Source organism: Streptomyces sp. NPDC101178 (assembly GCF_044767965.1).
Taxonomy (GTDB): Bacteria; Actinomycetota; Actinomycetes; order Streptomycetales; family Streptomycetaceae; genus Streptomyces.
In genome coordinates, this window is the sequence record NZ_JBIWOZ010000004.1 from 140,004 (window position 1) to 159,508 (window position 19,505).

The following is a 19,505-nucleotide window of genomic DNA, read 5'->3' on the forward strand; positions in this document are numbered from 1 at the left end:
ATCATTTTCGGCCAATCGACATTGAGGATTCAACCACATACCCCCGAGGACCGTCCCAGGTCCGCGCACACCTTCTTAGAGCCGACGCCCCGTCGCGGAGGCGAAGCCCAGCCAGGTGTGCCGGTTACCCGCCCAGCACCAGCCGACCTTCGGGGCGTTCCGCCGCTCGCCGCCGTCCCGTCCGGTGCCGTTGCTGATCCAGATCGCCGGGGTACGGGCGTCCAGAGCGCCGTTGGCCTTGCGGAGCCGGGAGCCGATGGTCATGAAGCAGTGGTTGCGCTCCAGAGCGGGCGGCTGCTGGAGCACCCAGTGGATGCCCTCGGTCAGCACCAGCGGAGTGCGTCCCTGTTCGCCGAGTACGGGCAGCGCCTCGTTCGGACTCCAGTTGGCCATCTGATCGCCGCGGTCGATTCCGGTGAGGAGGTAAAGGGGCGCATCCGGCAGCGCGAGGTCCTCCAGCGGCGTGAAGAGATCGACATCCGGCATGTCGGCGACGACGAAGCCCGGTCTGCCCTCGCGGCGGAGCAGCGGTGCCAAGGTCGAGGCGGGGACGCGGTCGGGGTGGACGGCGAGCAGAGTGCTGCCGGCGGCGCCTTCGAAGACCTCGGCGGCCGCCGCGAACGCGCGCACCTCAGCCGCCGTCACTCCGGCGAGCTCATGGACCCCCAGCTCGATCAGCCGCTCCGCCTGTGCGGGCGGGGCCGGGAGATCCGGACGGACGGTGGAGGTGACGGGCGCGGTCTCGGGCACGATGCTCCCTGGAGCGGTGGCGTGAAGGGGACTGCGCTGGACGAATCGGCTCGAACGGCGCAGGTGGAACGAGTCTGCGTCGACGAACCGGCTCGGACAAGATCGGCCAGCGAATGATGCCCCCGTCCCCTTCGCGCCCGCCCTCCTCGGGACTGTGAGGCGCGAGGCCTCAGCCGCGGGCGACCGCGATCGCGCCCGACAGCCGCTCCCCCGCCTCATAGATCATGTACGGCACACCGCCGTCGGTGCCGAACGACGGCGCGGCCGCACGGCCGTTCTCCGGGGCCGCGGTGCCGGAGTTGTAGAAGACACCGAGGTGGTTGCGGCGCGAGAAGTCCATGCCCACCTCGGTGATCTTGATGTCCCCGCCGCTTCCCTTGTCCGTGTGGTAGACGACGTACGCGCTGCCGCCCCGGGTCAGCAGGTGCGGCCCGCTGACGTTCACCGCGCCGACCGCCGCGTGGTCGATGAGCGGCTGCTGGGAGAAGGTCCAGTTCCGGCCGTCCGCCGACCAGCCCCAGCCGACGTTACGGTGGTTGTCCGCCTGGTTCCACATGAAGAGCATCACGTACTTCGCGCCCCGCGACGGCAGGTCGTGGCGGAAGACCCGGGCGTAGGAGGCCTCGCGGGAGCCCGCCGGCAGCATGGCCGTGGTGAGGACCGTCTTGTCGTACCTGAAGGTGATGCCGTCCTGGGAACGGGCGAGGCGGGTGGTGTTGTTCTCGCCGTGGAAGTAGAGCCACAGCTCGCGTGCGTCGGCGTTCCACAGGACGTGCGGCGAGGAGACGTGGCTGACGTTGTAGTGCGGCGACCAGTCCTTGCGGACGATCGGGTTGGCCCGGTACTCGGTGAACGGGCCCTCCAGCGAGTTGCCGTAGGCGAGGCAGATGCCGCCGGGCGCGTCGTGCGGCGCGTAGTAGAGGTAGTAGCGGCCGAGCGGGTTGCTCAGCTTGTCGTAGACGCCGCGGATGCACGGGAAGATGATCTCGCCAGTGGGGTTGTACGCGAGCTGGCCCGGCTTCAGCAGCGTGCGGACGTAGCGGTAGTTCGGGAATCCGCCGGGAGCGGCGGAGGCCGGTGCGGTGCCCTGGGCTCCGATGGCGAGCAGGGCGCCGCCGGCGGTGGCGGTGCGCAGGAAGAGGCGGCGGTCGAGCGTCATGGCGTTACGGCTCCTCTGTGCGGGTGGACGGGACGTGTTCTCGTACGGTCAGAGCTGGGTGATGGCGGTGTTCTCGTCGGTCAGAGCTGGGTGATGGTGGTCTTCTCGTCGGTCAGAGCTGGGTGGTGGCGGTGAGGATCAGGCCGCCGAGCGCGACGCACCACACGTACGGCAGGGTGCGCACCATGACCTGGTGCGGGCTGACGCCGGAGTACTGCGCCGACCACACCGTCTGGGTGCTGGTGGGGTCGCTGACGCCGAAGACCTGGTTGTACGAGGCGGTGAGGCCGAGCACGGCGACGGCCGGGTAGATGCCCGCGGCGATCAGGACGCCGGCGATTCCGGCGCCGAGGCCGTAGACGTTGAGCGGGCCCCGGTAGAGGCAGAGCGGTACGAGCAGGGTGAACACCACCACGAAGACGACCGGGTTGGCCGGTGCGACGGCCTTCACCAGCGGGTCCAGCGCCTCGACGGCGCCGGGCAGCTTCACCGCCGCGAGCAGGATGCCGATCGCGATGAAGAGCGCGATGGGCGGTGCGGCCACCTCGAACCCGCCGTACAGCGTGCGCAGGAGCCGCTTGTTGAGCTGGCCCGGACGGGTCGTGGTCGCCAGCGCCCACAGCACGCCCGCGAGCATGGACGGGATGATGGGCAGTTCGAAGCCGAGCGCGAGGACCAGCGGCACGGCGGGAGCCAGGAGCGCGTACCAGGGTGCGTCTCCCATGCGCCGGGCCCGGTTCCGGCGCCGCTCGCCCGCACCCTTCGAGCCGTCCCCGGAACGTTCGGCGGCGGACGCCAGCGACCAGGCGTGCTCCACACCCTTGCGGCGGGTCTCGACGAGGACGAAGAGCACGGCGAAGAAGGCGGCGAACGGGAACAGCTTCATCATGAAGCCCTTCACCGTGTCGATGGGCAGCTCCAGCGCGGTGGAGAAGAACTGCCAGACAGGCAGCTCGAACGGCAGCCCGGCGGCGATGCCCATGAGGATGGTGCCGGCGGCGGTGGTCTTCGGCACGCCGACGGCGATCATGGCGGGGATGCCGATGATGCCCGCCATCATCGCCGCGGGCGCGGAGCCGGTGACCGTGCCGATGAGTGCGGAGACGGCGAGGACGCCGAGGGCGACGACGGTCGGCCGGTCGCCGCCGAACTCGACGATCTTGCGGACGAGCGTCCCGGCGATGCCGGTCTCCTCCATCAGCTTGCCGAGCCAGGAGCCGATGAGCACGGCGAGCATGGTCGCGGCGAGCGCCGGCGCGCCCTGCTGGATCACCGTGTCGAGAACACTGTTCTCGCCGGTGAGCGGTGCTCCGGCGACGAACGCGATGGCGACGGCGAGGAGCACCAGCGCGAAGGCGGTGGGGAGTTTGCGGGTGAGCATCAGCCCGACACCGGCGAGCATGAGCAGCAGGATGACGATTCCCATGGCGGGTCTCAGTCCTCTCCGAGGGCCTGGACCGCGCTCACGAGCGCGGCGGTGAGAAGGAGCGGCGAGCGGCCCAGGCCGCAGAGCGCGCCCGCGTAGGCGTGCGCGGCAAGTTCGTCGGCTCCGACGACGTGTCCGGGGACGCGGAGGCGCCCGATCCGCAGGGCGGTGTGGCCGAGCCGGTCGCGAAGTGCGCGGCGGGTCCGCGGGTCGCGGTGGAGCAGGCAGTGGGCGTGCTCGTGGGCCACGGCGGCAGCCCGGAGCGAACCGGTCGGGTAGCGGTCCCGCCAGCCGAGTACGTCCACGAGCTGCTCGCCGAGGTCGAGGGTGTCGGTGAAGAGTTCGACGGTGGGCACGGGCCGGGAGGTGTACCGGGCGAGGAGCAGCCGGTCGAGGCCGCCGGTGGTCTCGACGACCCGGGTGGCGTGCGCGGCGGCGTCCGCCGGTGGTGGGGCCGCCGCCAGTTCTCGGCCGAACTCCGTCGCGGTCTCTGCCCATTGGCGCAGCAGCGCTTCGTCGCGTGTCTCGTGGGTCGGTGTGCCGGCGAGCAGCCGTACGCCGAACTCGGCGTCCTCCAGTGCCTCCAGCGTGACGCACGCGGCGCGCAGCGCCTCACGGCGGGCCGGGGCGAGGGCGGTCAACGGGGCCGTCCTACGGGCGCGTTGACGCGGGGAAGGCTTGGTCGTGGCCGGCGACCGGGGCGTCCGTACGCTCATGAGCGCACCTCCACGACCGCCACCACCGGCTCGTCCGCCGCGCGCGAGCGCAGTTCGCTGCGGGCCAGGGCGAGCAGCGGGCCCGCCTCCAGGACGCCCGAGAGGTCGGCGATCCGGGTGCCGAGGAGGAGCCGGAGCGCGGGGGCGCGGACGCCGCCGTCGCCGTACGAGGTGGCGTTGCGGACCAGTTCGGCGAGGAGCTCCGGCGCCTGGCCGACGGTGGTGGTGGCGACCGTGGCGTCGGCGGCGTGCAGCCGCACCACACCGTCGGCGTCGAGGACCCGCACGGGGGTCCGGGTGCGGCGGAAGCGGCGGTGCCGTTCGGAGCCGTAGACCGTGTGCGTAGGCGTCGCGGCGAGGACCTTGACGGTGGATGGGTCGGTCTTGAGGCTGGCGGCCGCCGCGTCCAGCCGTTCGGTGTCGCCGGTGCGGTGGGTGCGGTCCTGGGTGCGCAGTTCGGTGGCGCCGGTGGCGACCGCCCGTACGGTGTTGGTCTGCGGGTCGACGGTGACCTCGACCTCCACGGCGGCGGGCGCGGCTCCTTGGGCGACGACGGCCGCCTCGGCCTCGTTCCGTACGCCGAGGATCTGCTCCTGCGTGGCACCGGGGATGATGCGCTCGATCTGCTCGCGGACGAGGGCGAGGGCGACGCCGATCGGGCTGATGACCTCGCTGTGTTGCGCGATCCGGCCGGGCAGACCGGTGTCGGCGGCCAGGTGCGGCGTGACGGAGGCGGCGCCGCCTCCGCCGCCGACGAGGACGGCGGTGTCGCGGTCGAGGCGGTAGTCGCGCATCATCGCCTCGGTGACGTCCTTGACCTGCTTCACCCCGGCGTCCAGGAGCTGCGTGGCGGCGCCGGCCACGTCGGTGCCCAGAGCATCGGCCAGCGGCTGGAGCGCCACGCGCGCCACCTGGGGGTCGCAGGCCGCGAAGTCGCCTTCCGGGACCCGGCCCAGGGCGTTGGCCGCGCAGGTCATGGTGATCGCGAACCGGCCGCCGGCCGCTTCCAGTACGGCGTAGTCGTCCGGGTCGCCGTCGAGCGGCCGTACGGTGACCAGGCGGGCGTCGGCCAGGTCGGCCGGATCGGCGAAGCAGGCGTACGGCAGGCCCGCGATATGGGCGCTGCGCGGGCCGACCGCGTGCACCTTGCCGCCCGCGATCCGGGCCATGGAGCCGCCGCCGACACCCACGGTCCGGACGTCGAGCGCGGAGAGGTACGAGGACCGGCCGAGGATGGTGGCGTGGCGGACGGCGACCTTGCCGCGGCGGACGACGCTGATGTCCGTCGAGGTACCGCCGGTCTCCAGGAACACGCCTTCGCTGACCCGCTCCTGCATCAGCGCACCGGCGACGCCGGCCGCGGGCCCCGACAGCACGGTGAGCAGCGGGCGTCTGCGCATCTCGTCCAGCGACATGACACCGCCGTCGCAGCGCATCACCATCAGCGGCGCGGTCACTCCGGCGGCCGCGATGGAGCGGTCGACGAGGTCGGCGGTGGCGAGCATCTTCGGCAGGATCGCCGCGTTGACCACGGCGGTACGGGTGCGCTTGCGGAGCCCGTACAGCGAGGTGATCTCGTGCGCGGCGGTCATCGGCAGCCCGTGCTCGCGTGCGGCGTCCAGCACGGCCCGCTCGCCGTCGGGCAGGTCGACGCTGAACGGCTCGCTGGCGACGAGGACGTGGGCTCCCGCGGCGGTGACCTCCGCGACGGCCGCGTGGACGGCGGCGGTGTCGTCGGGGTCGGTGACGTGGGCGTAGTGGAGCGGCAGCCGTTTGCCGGGGGTGAGTTCGAGGTTCGCGAGTGCGGCGAGGCGCTTGGTGGGCAGGGCGCCGGGGCCGGTGCCGATGCCGATCAGGCCGACCGGGGCGACATCGCCTTCCAGCAGGGCGTTGGTGGCCTGTGTGGTGCCGTGGGCGAGGAACGCGACGTCCTCGGGTGCGCGGCCGACGTCCTTGAGCAGCCGGTCGAGTGCTTCGACGATGCCGTGCGCGACGCCGTCCTCGTGGTGGTGGCTGGTGGGGACCTTGACCTGGGCGACGAGTTCGAGCGTGGCGGAGTCGACGGCCACGGCGTCGGTGAAGGTTCCGCCGACGTCGATGCCGACGCGTATGCGGGGCCGTTCCTGTGACTGCGGTTGCGAGGTCATGCTGGTGACACCTCCTTGTGTCGTGCGGGCCGAACTGCGGTACGAGCGCCGTCAGTAGCCGCGTACGTCCGGCCAGTGGCGCTGGACTCCCGACCGGTCGAGCACGCGGGTGAACTCCTCCAGCCGCTTGTCCTCCTCCTGCACCTGGTGGGGGCGGACGCCCTCGTCCAGGCAGTGCGCGGCGAGCGCGCCGGCGACCTCGCCGATGTTCCACTCGACGGGGTGGAGCCGGTAGCAGCCGTTGGTGATGTGGGTGGTGCCGATGTTCTTGCCGGCGGGCAGCAGGTTGCGGACGCGGCGCGGCAGCAGGGCGCCGAGCGGGATCTCGAAGGGGACGGAGCCGATGTCGATGTAGTTGTCGCCGCCGGTGGAGGGGTGCAGGTCGATGCGGTAGCCGCCGACACCGACGGAGTCGCGGTGCCGGGTGCCTCCGTACGGTCCGACGAGGTCGATGGCCACGTCGTGCTCGGTGACGGTGGTGACGGCCTTGATGCGGCGGGACTCGCGGACGTACGGGGCCTTGGCGAGGCCGTCGGCGGTGCCGGTGACGTCGGGGCGGAGCCGCAGGCCGGGGAAGCCGGTGCCGCCGTCGGTGCGGGGGGCCTCGGTCTGGAGCCAGTACAGGACGGAGAGCGAGAGCTGACGGGCCTCGGCGACGGCGGCTCGGCTCGTCTCCTCGCCGGCGCCGATGAGGGGCTTGAGCCAGTAGTCGTTGAGCGGCCAGTTGACGAGGGTGATGTCGGAGTCGAACGCGCCGGGGCGGTGCAGCTTGCGGGCGAGGATGCGGCGGAAGCCCCACAGCTCCTTGTCTCCCGCGTCGGCGCTCTGGTCGGCGTTGACGGCGAGCGGGTCGATGTCGGGGTTGGGCTCGAAGGTACGGGTGACGGCGGCCAGGGAGCGGGGGTCGGGCGCGGTGAAGCTGAGGAGCGGGCCGGGCCAGAAGTCCGGGCGGTAGGAGCGCCAGAAGGCGTAGTCGTCGGGGCGGTCGATGGTGTGGTTCTCTCCCTGGTGGTGGGAGAGGGCGAAGCAGACGGTGATGCCCTGCTGGTTGAGCGGGTCTGCGGTGTCCGGTGCGTGCGGCTCGTCGTACTCGGAGCGGGCCTCGGCGCCCAGTGCGTGTTCCACGTCGGCCAGTTCCAGCAGCTCGCCGGTCTCGGTGGCGTCGATGACGTACGGCGCGGTGACGGTGTGCCGGGTGCCGTCGCGTACGTCCGCGAAGGTGATCGCGCGGACCAGGTCGCCGTCGGTGTCGGCGGCGACGGGCCGGATGTGGGTCAGCACGGTGAGGCGGCCGGCGGCGATGTGCGGGGCGAGCATCGACTCCATGACGGCGAGGGCGACGCGCGGCTCGTGGCAGAGCTTGCTGACGCGGCCGGCACCGGGGTTGAGGAGCGGCAGGTCCAGTGCTTCGGCGCGCAGCGGGTACCAGCTCCGGTAGTGGGCGCGGATCGACTCGCGCAGCGAGCGGTAGGTGTCCGTGACGCCGAACTGCTCGACCCACGGGTGTTCGTCCGGCGGGACCGCCTGCGAGGTGAGCTGGCCGCCGATCCAGTCGGTCTCCTCGGTGAGGACGACGGTCCGCCCGGCCCGGCAGGCGGCGAGCGCGGCGGCCACTCCGCCCGTACCACCGCCCGCGATGAGGACGTCGGTCTCGGTGGGGGCGCCGATGGGGGTGGGCATACGGTGGTGACTCCTTGCGGTGGGGTGGTCGTACGGGGTGCTGTCGTACGGGGGTGAGGCACGGGGCCTCCGTGCTCAGGCGAGCCGGGCGTGCTCAGCCCGACCGGACCGGCGGCGAGCCCGCCGTGCTGCCTGCGCGGAAGCCGCACGCCACCAGGGGTTCGGTGTGCTCCTGGCCGGCGAGCTGCGCGGTGAGCATGCGGACCGCGGCGGCGCCCAGTTCGGCGCGCGGGATGTCGAAGCCGGTCGGCGGGCGGGCGGTGGCCAGGTCGGCGGGTGGTGAGCCGAGGAGCGCCAGCGACAGGTCGCCGGGCGCGTCGAGCCCGGCGACGGCGACGGCCGTGTGCAGGGCCCGCCAGGCGGCGCCGGTGTCGGTCTCCTCTGCGACGAAGGCGGTGACGCCCTCGGCCAGCCGGTCGCGCACCCACTCCGGCGTGATGTCGTCCGCCGGGCGCGCGGTGCGCACGACGGACGCCGGATCGTCGGCGGCGTACGCGGCGAGCGCGGTACGGAAGCCGTGCTCGCGGTCGGTGGAGGCAGGGGCGTCGTCGTCCTCGCGGACGAGGACGATCCGCCGGTGGCCAAGGCCGCAGAGGTGGTGGACGACCTCGGCGCTGGCGGCGACGTAGTCGGCGCCGACCCAGGCGAGGCCTTCCAGCTCGTCGCGGCGGCCGATGTGCACGGCCGGGTAGCCGTCCGCGACGAGCTGCCGCAGCTGGTCGTCCGGGACATGGCGGCCGAGGAAGAGGCAGCCGTCCGCGAGCCGCACGCGGTTCAGGGCTCCGGGGTCCTTCGCCTGCGCGCCGCCGGGGCTGGATCCGGTGAAGAGCACGAGGTCGTAGCCCTGGGCGGCTGCCTCCTGCTCCACGCCGACGAGGATCGGGTAGTACGAGTGCTCGACGGCGGTCGGGAAGGTGGCGGTGAAGCTGAAGACGCCGAGGAGGTTGTTCCGGGCGGCGGCGAGGCGCCGGGCCGCCGGGTCGGGGACGTAGCCGAGTTCGCGGGCGGCGTCCAGCACCCGGGCCCGGGTCTCCTCGTGCAGGGCGATGCCCTGCTTGTTGCCGCCGAGCACCAGCGACACCGTCGTCTGCGACACCCCGGCGAGCCGGGCCACCTCGGCCTGGCGCGGTCGGCCGCGCCGCGGCCGGGAGGGTCCATTTTCCGCCATGCTCAGCTCCCTCGACTAATGCGCATTAGTCACCGGCTGCGGACGATCCCAGCGGCGCTGATGCGGATTAGCCAGCACTTTGCCGCTGGGCGGCCGAGAGGGTCAAGAGGGGTCGAACGACTAATAATCGACTAATATTCGGCGCCTTCTACAGCTCCTCGCCGAACGCCTCGGCCAGCTCCCGCCACTGCGCCCGAGGCAGCCCGGATCCGACTTCGTCGGTGGTCAGCACCTGGAGCGCCACATGGTCGGCGCCGGCTTCGAGGTACTCCCGGGTCCGCGACTTCACGTGCTCGGCGTCGCCCAGGGCGAAGAGCGCGTCGAGCAGACGGACGCTGCCGCCGTCATCGAAATCACTCTCCGCGAAGCCCAGTCGCAGCAGGTTGGCGGTGTAGTTGGGCAGCTGGAGGTACATCCCGAGCATGCTCCGCGTGGTGGTGCGGGCCCGGTCCCGGTCGGTGTCGAGCACGACGGTCAGCTCCGGGGCGAGCAGGGCGTCGGGGCCGAGCGTCTCGCGGGCCTCGGCCGTGTGCTCGGCGGTGACGAGGTACGGGTGGGCTCCGAGCGCCCGGTCGGCCGCGAGCTTCAGCATCTTCGGGCCGAGCGCCGCCAGGACCCGCTCGCCGGGCTCCACGGGCGGGGCCGCCGCGTCGAGCGCGTCCAGGTAGCCGACCATCGCGCTGTACGGCTTCGCGTACCGCGGCACCAGCGGGCCGTGGCTGACGCCGAGGCCGAGGACGAAGCGCCCGCGCGCGGCCTCGTCGACGGCGGCGATCCGGGCGGCCACCTCCTCGGCGGTGTGGCTCCAGATGTTGAGGATGCCGGTGGCCACCGTGACCGTACGCGTGGCGGCGACGACGGCGGCCGCGTCGTCCGGCGAAGGGCTGCCGCCGATCCAGAGGGTGCCGTAGCCCAGCTCTTCGAGCTCGGCGACCGCCTCCGCGATCGCCTTCCTGCCCGCGTCGTCCGTCCGCGACCCGTGCAGGGCGCTGCTCCAGATACCGACCCGTCCGAATGCCTGATGCGTCGAGGAAGTCATGGTGTGATCAACCGTCACCCGGACCCAATATTCCCGGCGGTGCGACCCGCCCACCCGTACGGCGCAGCGCCGCGGTGAGCGGGTCGCGGACGAGGTCGGTCGGCCGTGGCGGCCGCGAGGGCTCCACGCCGATCACCTTGCGGTGGACGCGGGCGCCGTGGTCGTGGTCGTCCACGGCGTAGTGCCAGGGCGCCTGGCTGCCCCTCCCCCACCGTGCGGCGGGCGAGGGGCAGTTGTTCGCCTTTGCCGGTCAGGGAGCGGTGCCCCAGGTGAGGGTGGAGCCGACGTAGACGCCGATCTTCGGGGCGTCGGCGAAGGCGGTGTTGGTGGCGCGGCTGTAGTCGTCGGCCTCCTGGAAGGACGACCAGTCGCTCTTGTTGACCCGTAGCTGGATCTCTCCGGTCGAGGCGCCCGCAGCCAGGGTGCCGCTGCCGAAGCCGGCTTCCAGGTAGTGGCTGGCGCCGGGGGCCGGCGCGCTTGCCGTACGTACGCCGTGCTTCACGTTGCCGCAGCCCAGGACCGCCCAGTCGCAGGAGGTGGCGAAGGTGCTCGCTCCGGCGTCAGGAGTGAACCAGTAGCGGGTGGTCACCGTGGACAGGTCCACCGCGGTCGGGCCGGTGTTGACCAGCTGGAGGGACATCCGTATCTGGTTGTCGGTCGGGGAGGAGTCGGTGTTGCGGTACTGGACCTTGAGGGCGCCGGTGCCGGTACCTCCGCCGGCCTCGGTGGTGACCGGCAGGGCCGCCGACGCGGGCGATACGTTGCCCGCCGCGTCCTTGGCCCGGACCGTGTAGCTGTAGCCGGTCGACGCGCTCAGGCCGGTGTCGGTGAAGGTCGTCGAAGCGGTGGAGCCCACGACCGCGCCGCCGCGCAGGATGTCGTACCCGGTGACCGCCCGGTTGTCGGTGGACGCCGTCCAGGCCAGGGTGACGCTGCTGCTGGACTTGGCCGTGGCCCGCAGGGCCGTGGGCGCGGTCGGCGCCTGGGTGTCCGGCTCACCGCCGTTGCCGCCGCCGAGCGGAGGATTGGCGTTGCGCAGGAGCTCCTGGAACTGGCTGGAGAACCAGTGCCCGGCGACCGGCGAGTCGGGCAGGGCGCCGGTGAGGTTGAAGCCGTTGCGGCCGTTGCCGGTGTACGTGGGGTCGCACATCCGGTCGAAGCCCTTGCCCTCGTCGTTGTCGACGGGCTTGCTGCTGCCGTCGGACTCGCCCGGCGGCTTGGCCCAGACGTAGGCGTCGATCCCGGGCTCAGGGGCGGTCGTGGGCCGCTCGCCGACGCCGGCGCCGCTCTGGTTGCACCAGTTGCCCGCGTGGATGCGGCGGTCGGTGCGGCTGCCGTCGACGTAGGCGTTGACGCTGGTCAGCGGCCCGGGACCGGTGGGCCGGGAGGGGCCGCCCCAGCCATTGCGGGCGGTGTCGATGAGCATGCCGATGTCGGAGGCGAAGCCTTGGCGGACCAGCTCGGTGCGGAGCGCCTGCGCGAACGACAGCTCGTCCACGTAGTAGTTCCAGTCGACCCAGGAGGACTGGCGCACGGTGGTGCCGTTCACCGAGTCCGTCACCTTGAAGTGCGGTTCCTTGAGGGCCGAGTAGTTGGCCGTGTTCACGATGAAGCCGTGCACGTCCGAGACGGAGGCGCCTTCGACCGTGGCGGCCTTCTTGAACTGCTCGGCCGCGGGAACGAAGTTGGAGTCCCAGCCGAGCCAGCCGTGGTGGGCCGCGTCGACGTAGTTGTAGACGTTGGGGAGGGCGCCGAGGGTGTGGAGGGCGTACCCGATGCCCTTCTCGTAATTGCCGTTCGCCTTCATCGTGGCGCACTCCGGCGTCGAGCCCGCCGAACCGCCCGCGTTGGTGACCAGGTTGGGCAGCGAGTCGGGTTCGATGAGGGTGACGATGCGCAGGCTCGCGTAGGCGGGGTCGCCGAGGATGGCGGCGATCGGGTCGATGTAGTCGCTCTTGTAGCGGCCGAGCTCGGTGGGGCCGAGTTCGCCGTTGGAGGCGAGTGCGGCGCAGTCCCGGCCGGGGAGGTTGTAGATGACGACCTGGAAGAGGTCGGCGCCCTGGCTGACGGCTGTGTCGAGGTGGGCGCGCAGGCCGCGCGCGCCGGGTGTTCCGCCGATGGCGGCGATGCGGTCCATCCAGACGAACGACGGCTCGTCCGCGATGACGCCGCCGCCCGGTTCGGCGGCCGCCTTGGCGGACCAGTCGGGGTTCACATAGGCGGTGGCGCCGGTGTAGGGGTTGTCGACGCGGGCGGCGGCCGACGCCTGGCCCGGTAAGGCGATCGCCAGGGATGCGCTCATGATCAGCGCGGACAGCGCTGCGAACGCTCGTCTGCGCGGTGCGTGCGGGGTGGTGCCTCGGGTTCTCATAGCGGCTCCGTGCTCCTCTCGTACGTCCGCCACGGCCTGACGTGGCGGACGGCTCAGGGGTACCTGGTGGTCAGGAGGTGAGGCATGTGCGGTGGCGCGGGAACGTACTGTGGGAGCGCTCCCAAGGTGGCGTGACAGCCGGTACATGTCAAGGCATCCGGCCCAGTCACCTCGCATCTGAAGTACGTTGACCGAATGGAAGCGCTCCCATGACTCGGTACGAACTCCGTGAAACCGGGCGGCGGGCCGAGCAGCCCGGCCCACCGCCCGGCAGCTCTCACTGCAGCCGTCGGATGTCACCCCGGACCCGGTAGAAGCCGCCGGCCGCCGGGTGCAGGGCGTCTACGACGTACCGCGCGCCGGGCTGCCGTATCGCGCGTGGGAACTGGACGTTCCAGGAGGTGTCGTAGCCTCCGGACACCACATGGACGCGGAGGCGGCCGCCTGTGTCCTGGACGCACTCCACGACGACCGATCCGGCGGGCGCGTGGGTCACGGTGGTGACCGCGGCGACGGCGGTGGCGGGCGCGTACGTCGGCAGCGCGGCGGCCAGCTTCACATCACGGGGCGCCGGCACCGAGCCCTGCTGGGCGGCGGAGATGGCGGTCTCGCTCGCGTCCACGCAGACCAGCGAACCGTCGGTCGTCACCAGATACAGCCGCCCCTCGCGGTACTGCATGGAGAGCGCCGAGCCGCCGCCCGTTCCGAGCTTCCACAGGCGTGTGCCGTCCTGGTCGAAGCAGTACACGGAGGACGAGGCGTCGCCCGCGAAGACGAACCGCCCGCCGGGCGAGGTGGCGCACGAGTAGACCGCGCTGTCACAGGCGTACGTGGCCTCGATCGAGCCGGTCGCCTTCGCCAGCCGCTGGACCGCCCGGTGCGCCGTCCCGGCGTAGACCGCGTCGTCCTCCTGCCAGCCGAAGAGCACACCGCCACGGGTCGGCGTGTGCCACAACTCGCCGCCGCCGTCCGGGGCGTAGGCGGTGACGCCGCGGTGGTGGCCGTGGTACACGGCACGGTCGTCGGCCCTGACCATCCAGGCGTGCTCGCCCTGGCTGCGGCGGGCCCACTGGTGCTCGTCCTCGTGGTCGATGACGGTCAGCCGGCCGTCACGGTCGGAGACGTTCAGCAGGCCCTCGTGGATGTCGAGCCAGAAGATGTCGACGTCCGCCGCGATGTCGTACGCCGCGAACGGCAGCTTGGAGGAGAGGTCGTAGACCCGGCCGTCGTCGCAGCCCGCGTAGATCCAGAAGTCGTCGGCGACCAGGCACTTCACGCCGTCCGGGAGGCTGAAGCGGGCGAGGACGCCGCCGTCGTGGTCCAGGGTGTAGACGTCGCCGGCCTGGTTGCCGACCCAGCACTGCTCGTCGTCCACGTGGATGCCGAACGCAGAGGAGCCCGTACGGAAGCGCCAGAGCACGGGAGCCACGGCGCGCGCGGTGGAGGGGGCCGAGGTCACCTGGCGGCGGGTCACAGCCCGGGGCGCACGCTGTCCCTGGACGGCCGGGGCGTATCCCTTGCGGACCTTCTCCCCGACCTTCTTCGCGGCCGCGGCCTGGGCCTTGGCGACCGTGGCGAACGTCGACGTCTGGGTCTGGCCGCCCGCGCCGATGCGCCCGTAGCGCACCGTCACCACGAGGCCGTCGACGGTCACCTCGTAGAACTTGTGCGCACCGGCGCCTTCCTGTGACAGCTCCAGATACGTCGTCGTCGGCACGGTGGACGCGGCAGGCATGGCAGACCCCTCCCCAGGGCGGACCCGCGGCCGTTCCGGCGGGTCTCACTGCTCACACCGTAGGAGGTGGCACTGACAACGCGCCGCCGCCCCTCCTCAGGGGAGCGGCGGCGGCGGTCATGCGAGGGTGCGGGCTCTCCCCCGGCGGGCTACCAGTAGTGACGCCTTCCGCCCACAGCGCGGCCCGTCGCGCCCAGGACCCAGAGCACCAGACCGATGGCAACGAGAACGATGCCGATGGTCCAGAGGACGGAAATTCCGGCGATCAGACCGATCACCAGCAGAATGACACCGAGGACAATCATGGAGCCCTCCAAACAATGCCGACTACCTTCGAGTATGCGCCTCATAAGGGTTTTCCGTCGGCCGGCTTCGCGTGGACCCGCAGGATGCGGGTAGCAGACAGCCCAAGCCGTATCCGAGGGAAAGCAAGGTGGTCGCGCATGTCCTCCTCCATCGTCGAGACCGTCGACATCAAGGCTCCGGTCGCCGTCACCTGGGCGCTGTGGAGCGATGTCAGCCAGTGGCCGAGGTTCCTGAGCCATGTCCAGCGGGTCGACCCGCTGGACGAGCGGCGTTTCGCCTGGCAGCTCTCGCTGCCGGGGGCCGACAAGGGGTTCGTCGCGGAGCTGACGGAGGTCGTGACGGAGGACCGCATCGCCTGGAAGACCACCGAAGGCGTCCACCACGCCGGGGTCGTCACGTTCCACCGGCTCGACGACCACTCCAGCCGGGTCGCGCTCCAGATCGAATACGACCCCCAGGGATTCGTGGAACACATCGGCGCTCTCACCAATCTCGATTCCGTACTCGCCAACTACGATCTCGGCGAATTCCAGAAGCTGGCCGAGCTGACGGCGTCCGGCGGGCATCCCGAAAGCCGCTGAACCGCCTTCCCGCACCCCGGCTCCGGGCGCCGGCCCACTGTGCCGCGCCCCGCAGAGACTTCCAGGTGCAATCCGGCGCTCAGCGGGTACGAGACCCTCCGACCCGAGTTCATGCAGGCGCTCCCCTCCTGTCTGCACGAATCGCCGAGGCCCCACCGGTTCACCGACCGGTGGGGCCTCGGCTCTGTCACAGGGGCCGGTCAGCCGGCCGTCTTCCAGCGGCGGCGCCACTTCGCCGCCGCGACCAGCGCGGGAACCGTGCCGAGCTTCACGCGCGGGCGGCCCAGCTCGCGGCCCCGGGCCGTCTCCGCCCGGTCGATGGCGGCCAGCCCCCGGGCGTCCACGACGTCCCGGCCGCGGCTGCGGGCGAGGCGGCGGAAGGCTGTGGGCGGGTGCGCCGGGGCGGGCAGCGAGCCCGCCACGGCGTCCGCGAGCAGCGTTCCGACGGTCTCGGCCGCACAGGTGCGGTTGGCGCCGATACCGCCCGAAGGGCCGCGCTTGATCCAGCCGACGACGTACGTCCCGGCCATACCGCTCACCCGGCCGCCTTCGTGCGGTACGGTCCCGGACGCCTCGTCGAAGGGCAGTCCCGGTACGGCCACGCCGCGGTAGCCGACCGCCCGCAGCAGGAGGCCGGCCGGGATGTCCTGCTCGCCCCGGCCCGCCGTCACGCGCACCGCCGTGACGGCCTCCTCGCCGAGCGCCGCCACCGGGGCGGAGTGGAAGCGGAAGACGATGCGCCGGCCCGGCGCGGGCGGCCGTGACCAGTCCACCGCCCGGCGCTCCACCTCCCGCAGCAGCGCCGCCTTCCCGCCCGGCGCCGCTCCGTCGATCGCTCCGCCGATCCTCGGGTCGTGGTCGTCGACGACCAGGTCGACGCCGGGCAGATGGTTGAGGGCCAGCAGCTCGGATGCGGTGCACGCGGCGTCCTCGGGTCCGCGCCGCCCCAGCAGGACCACCTCCCGCACCTCGGACCCCCGCAGCGCCGCGAGCGCGTGGTCGGCGATGTCGGTGGCGGCCAGCGCCTCCGGGTCAGCGACGAGGATGCGCGCCACGTCGAGGGCCACGTTGCCGTTGCCGACGACGACCACGCGGTCCGCGCTCAGGCGTACGGACTCCGGTCCCACCTCGGGGTGGGCGTTGTACCAGGAGACGAACGAGGTGGCCGAGGCGGAGCCGGGCAGGTCCTCCCCCGGGATGGAGAGCCGGCGGTCGGTGGAGGCGCCGACCGCGTAGATCACCGCGTCATGGTGCGCGGCCAGCTCCTGGGCCGTGACGTCCTTGCCGACCTCGACGCCGAGGTGCATCCGTACGCGAGGGTGCGAGTGGAACCGGGCGAAGGTCTCGCCGACCTTCTTCGTCGCCGGGTGGTCGGGCGCCACGCCGTAGCGGACGAGGCCGCCGGCCACCGGCAGCCGGTCGACCAGGGTCACCTCGGCGTTGGTGTGCAGGAGCAGGTCCTCTGCGGCGTACATGCCGGCCGGCCCGGTGCCGACGACCGCCACCCGGATCGGGGCGAAGTCGGCGGGCAGGCTGCGCTCGAAGGTCGGCTCGCCCCAGGCGTGGAAGTTCGGCCCGTCGGGGGCGGGTTCGGGCTGCTTGTCCGTGAAGTAGGCCGCGTTGATGGCGGCGTACTCCTTCTGCGCCCCGAACAGGCTGTCCACCGGGAAGATCGCGTCGACCGGGCAGGCGTCCGCGCAGGCTCCGCAGTCGATGCACGTCTCCGGGTCGACGTACAGCATCTCCGTGGACCCGAACGCCCGCTCCTCGGGGGTCGGATGGATGCAGTTGACGGGGCAGACGGCGACACAGGTGGCGTCGGAGCAGCAGGTCTGGGTGATGGCGTAGGTCATCTCGTCGTCTCGGGTCGTGGTGAGGGAGCGGATCGGCCGAGGCCCTGCGCTGCGGGTCAGATCAGCGAGGCGCGCTTGTAGAAGAAGAGCGCCGGCTTCGTCAGCAGCCGGGCCGAGGCGAGGAACTCCATCAGCCCCGAACAGCTGGACCGCATCAACGACTTGTGGTGCTCGTTCACCTTGGCCTCGGCGCGGGCCCGCGCCGAGTCGAGCCCGGCGTTGGCGTAGACGTCCCGGTTCACCATGCTGGTGACGATGTAGTACGAGGCGATCGCCACCACGATCGCGTTGAGCTGACGCCGTACCGCGCCCGCGTTCCGCAGCCGTTTGCGGGTCTCGTCGCGGGCGAACTTCATGTGCCGCGATTCCTCGACGACGTGGATGTTGTTGATGGTGCGGACGAAGGGCGCGACCCGCTCGTCCCGCATCCAGTCGCGCTGCATCACGTCGAGGACTTCCTCGGCCACGAGTATCGCCGCGTAGGCCGCCTCGCCGAACGCCAGGGTCTTGAAGGCGCGTCCCAGCTCCACCACGGGCCGGCGCGGCCGGTAGGCCGGTGCACCGAGCTTCGCCGCGCCCCGGGCGAACATGATCGAGTGGCGGCACTCGTCGGCGACCTCGGTGAGGGCCCACTGGAAGCGGGGGTCCGTCGGATCCTTGGCGTACATGTCGCGGAGCACCATCTGCTGGAGGATCATCTCGAACCAGATGCCGGTACTGGCGACGGAGGCCGCTTCCTGGCGGGTGAGCGCCTTGCGCTGGGCGTCGGTCAACTCCGCCCAGTACGCGGTGCCGTAGAGCGTGGACCACTCGGGGCTCGCGCCGTGGTGGTCCGGGTCGAGCGGGGTCTCCCAGTCGACCTGGGTGGCCGGGTCGTAACTGAGTTTGGCGGACGAGTCGAGCAGGCGTCGGGCGACGTCCTGCTCGGCGAGCCGGCCCTGGTCCTCCGGCCGGACGGTGCTGCTGGACATGGTGCGGCTCCTTGACTCGAAGATTCGGCCCGGCGCCGCCCGCCCCGCCTCCCATCGCGTTTCCGCCCGATGAGATCGATGGCCGCCGAGCGCCGCCCGCTTGTTAGACGTGGCGTCTAGCAAGCTTATTAGACGCAAGGTATAGCAAGAGGGGAGCGCGAGCCTAGACCCGTGCGGCGAATCTGTACGAGCTCTCCACGACGCGGCGTACGGCAGGACGTGAACGACCGACACGGAACCGGCCCGCCTCGGTGGAGCTGAGGCGGGCCGGCAGGGTCCGGACGGCAGGAAGAGGCCAAGGGCCGGGGCGGGGAGGGCCGTTACACGGTCACTCCAGGCGTCACGCCGTCACGCCGTCACACCGGGACAGGGGCGTCGGCGTCGGGCTTCTCCGGGCCGGGGGCCGGCTCGGGATCCGGTGCCCGGTCCTGTTGCTCCGGCCCCTCTCCCGGGTCGCTGAGCTGCTCGCGCACGTAGTTCCAGACCACGGCGATCAGTGCGGCCGCCGGGACCGCCAGCAGGCTGCCCACGACGCCGGCCAGGCTGCCGCCGAGCGTCACCGCCAGCAGGACCACCGCGGCGTGCAGGCCGAGCCCACGGCTCTGGATCATGGGCTGGAAGACGTTGCCCTCCAGCTGCTGCACGGCGATGATGATCGCCAGCACGATCAGCGCGTCGGTCAGACCGTTGGAGACCAGCGCGATCAGCACCGCGACGAAGCCGGCGAAGACCGCGCCGACGATCGGCACGAACGCGGAGACGAACGTCAGCACGGCCAGCGGGAGCACCAGCGGCACGTCCAGGATCCACAGGCCGATGCCGATGAAGACGGCGTCGAGCAGACCCACGAAGGCCTGGGACCGCACGAACGAGCCGAGCGTGTCCCAGCAGCGCCCGGCGACGGCCGGGACGTCGGTGGCGAGGCGGCCGGGCAGCTGGCGGGAGAGCCACGGCAGGAAGCGCGGGCCGTCCTTGAGGAAGAAGAACATCAGGAAGAGCGCGAGAACGGCGGTGATCAGGCCGCTGAAGACGGTGCTGACGCCGGTGACCGCGGTGTTGACGACACTGCCCGCGCTGTTCTCGATGCGGTCGACGGCCGCGTCGAAGGCTCCCGTGATCTGGGCGTCGCTGATGTTCAGCGGCGGCCCGGAGGCCCACTCGCGGAGCTTGCCGATGCCTTCGACGACGCCGTCGGCGAGCTCGCCGGACTGCGAGGCCACCGGCACCGCGATGAGCGCGATGATGCCGCTGCCGACGAGCAGGAACAGCACGGTCACCAGCGCCGCGGCCGGTGCGGGCCGCCAGCCGCGGTTGCGCAGGAAGCGGGCGAACGGCCAGGTCAGGGTGGTGAGGAGCAGACCCACTATGAGGGGCCACACCACCGACCACGTCCGGCCCACAAGCCACAGGGCGACGGCGGCCATCAACAGGACCAGCAGCAGTTCGACCGAGACGCGTGCCGATCTGCGGAGCGCGGCCGCGGTCTTTTCGGAGCTCAACGTGGCAGACATGGGGTCACCTTACGAGTGGATCGGCCGCTCTCCCGCATGCGCGGGGACGCCGGACCGGGCAGGTCCCCGTAGCAGCCGCCCGGAACAGGGCC

General features: G+C 71.9%; 16 protein-coding genes. 1 reads left to right on the top strand and 15 read right to left on the bottom strand.

The annotated features are described in order from the left end of the window. Nucleotides 1-75 precede the first annotated feature (75 nt). The 12 genes from ACIRR8_RS13015 to ACIRR8_RS13070 form a co-directional block, all read right to left on the bottom strand. On the bottom strand, nt 76-750 hold the full coding sequence (locus ACIRR8_RS13015; protein ID WP_404062913.1) for a DUF5701 family protein: 675 nt from the start codon (nt 748-750) through the stop codon (nt 76-78). 169 nt (nt 751-919) lie between these two features. Continuing rightward, nucleotides 920-1,909, bottom strand: coding sequence for a hypothetical protein (locus ACIRR8_RS13020; protein ID WP_404062915.1), 990 nt, complete (start codon nt 1,907-1,909; stop codon nt 920-922). A gap of 112 nt (nt 1,910-2,021) precedes the next feature. Further along, nucleotides 2,022-3,335, bottom strand: coding sequence for a TRAP transporter large permease subunit (locus tag ACIRR8_RS13025; RefSeq protein ID WP_404062918.1), 1,314 nt, complete (start codon nt 3,333-3,335; stop codon nt 2,022-2,024). A gap of 8 nt (nt 3,336-3,343) precedes the next feature. Continuing rightward, the gene (locus ACIRR8_RS13030) at nt 3,344-3,976 is read right to left on the bottom strand and encodes a hypothetical protein (RefSeq protein WP_404062920.1); all 633 of its coding nucleotides are present in this window, start codon (nt 3,974-3,976) and stop codon (nt 3,344-3,346) included. A gap of 71 nt (nt 3,977-4,047) precedes the next feature. Beyond that, nucleotides 4,048-6,198, bottom strand: coding sequence for a hydantoinase/oxoprolinase family protein (locus ACIRR8_RS13035; protein ID WP_404062923.1), 2,151 nt, complete (start codon nt 6,196-6,198; stop codon nt 4,048-4,050). 51 nt (nt 6,199-6,249) lie between these two features. Further along, nucleotides 6,250-7,878, bottom strand: coding sequence for an FAD-dependent oxidoreductase (locus tag ACIRR8_RS13040; RefSeq protein ID WP_404062926.1), 1,629 nt, complete (start codon nt 7,876-7,878; stop codon nt 6,250-6,252). A 94-nt stretch (nt 7,879-7,972) separates the two neighbouring features. Beyond that, nucleotides 7,973-9,046 carry a LacI family DNA-binding transcriptional regulator gene (locus ACIRR8_RS13045; protein WP_404062928.1) on the bottom strand — a complete coding sequence of 358 codons (1,074 nt, stop codon included), beginning with the start codon at nt 9,044-9,046 and terminating at the stop codon, nt 7,973-7,975. Nucleotides 9,047-9,194: 148 nt separating this feature from the next. Beyond that, a complete protein-coding gene (locus ACIRR8_RS13050; RefSeq protein WP_404062931.1) occupies nt 9,195-10,085 on the bottom strand; it encodes an LLM class F420-dependent oxidoreductase in 891 nt (296 codons plus the stop codon). A gap of 7 nt (nt 10,086-10,092) precedes the next feature. Continuing rightward, a complete protein-coding gene (locus ACIRR8_RS13055) occupies nt 10,093-10,260 on the bottom strand; it encodes a hypothetical protein (RefSeq protein WP_404062934.1) in 168 nt (55 codons plus the stop codon). 75 nt (nt 10,261-10,335) lie between these two features. Continuing rightward, nucleotides 10,336-12,456, bottom strand: coding sequence for a glycoside hydrolase family 6 protein (locus ACIRR8_RS13060; RefSeq protein WP_404062937.1), 2,121 nt, complete (start codon nt 12,454-12,456; stop codon nt 10,336-10,338). A gap of 277 nt (nt 12,457-12,733) precedes the next feature. Continuing rightward, nucleotides 12,734-14,191, bottom strand: a complete 1,458-nt coding sequence (locus tag ACIRR8_RS13065; RefSeq protein WP_404062939.1) for a WGR domain-containing protein — start codon at nt 14,189-14,191, stop codon at nt 12,734-12,736. 149 nt (nt 14,192-14,340) lie between these two features. Then, nucleotides 14,341-14,496 (bottom strand): DUF6131 family protein, encoded by a 156-nt coding sequence (locus ACIRR8_RS13070; RefSeq protein WP_404062941.1) that lies wholly within the window; start codon nt 14,494-14,496, stop codon nt 14,341-14,343. A gap of 138 nt (nt 14,497-14,634) precedes the next feature. On the opposite strand from ACIRR8_RS13070, the gene ACIRR8_RS13075 reads away from it, so the two are divergent. Continuing rightward, nucleotides 14,635-15,078 carry an SRPBCC family protein gene (locus ACIRR8_RS13075; RefSeq protein ID WP_404062944.1) on the top strand — a complete coding sequence of 148 codons (444 nt, stop codon included), beginning with the start codon at nt 14,635-14,637 and terminating at the stop codon, nt 15,076-15,078. A 200-nt stretch (nt 15,079-15,278) separates the two neighbouring features. On the opposite strand, the gene ACIRR8_RS13080 is transcribed toward ACIRR8_RS13075, so the two are convergent. The 3 genes from ACIRR8_RS13080 to ACIRR8_RS13090 form a co-directional block, all read right to left on the bottom strand. Continuing rightward, nucleotides 15,279-16,931 carry an FAD-dependent oxidoreductase gene (locus ACIRR8_RS13080; protein WP_404062946.1) on the bottom strand — a complete coding sequence of 551 codons (1,653 nt, stop codon included), beginning with the start codon at nt 16,929-16,931 and terminating at the stop codon, nt 15,279-15,281. A gap of 56 nt (nt 16,932-16,987) precedes the next feature. After that, on the bottom strand, nt 16,988-17,902 hold the full coding sequence (locus ACIRR8_RS13085) for a diiron oxygenase (RefSeq protein ID WP_404062949.1): 915 nt from the start codon (nt 17,900-17,902) through the stop codon (nt 16,988-16,990). Between the two features lie 356 nt (nt 17,903-18,258). Continuing rightward, the gene (locus tag ACIRR8_RS13090; RefSeq protein ID WP_404062951.1) at nt 18,259-19,413 is read right to left on the bottom strand and encodes an AI-2E family transporter; all 1,155 of its coding nucleotides are present in this window, start codon (nt 19,411-19,413) and stop codon (nt 18,259-18,261) included. Nucleotides 19,414-19,505 lie beyond the last annotated feature (92 nt).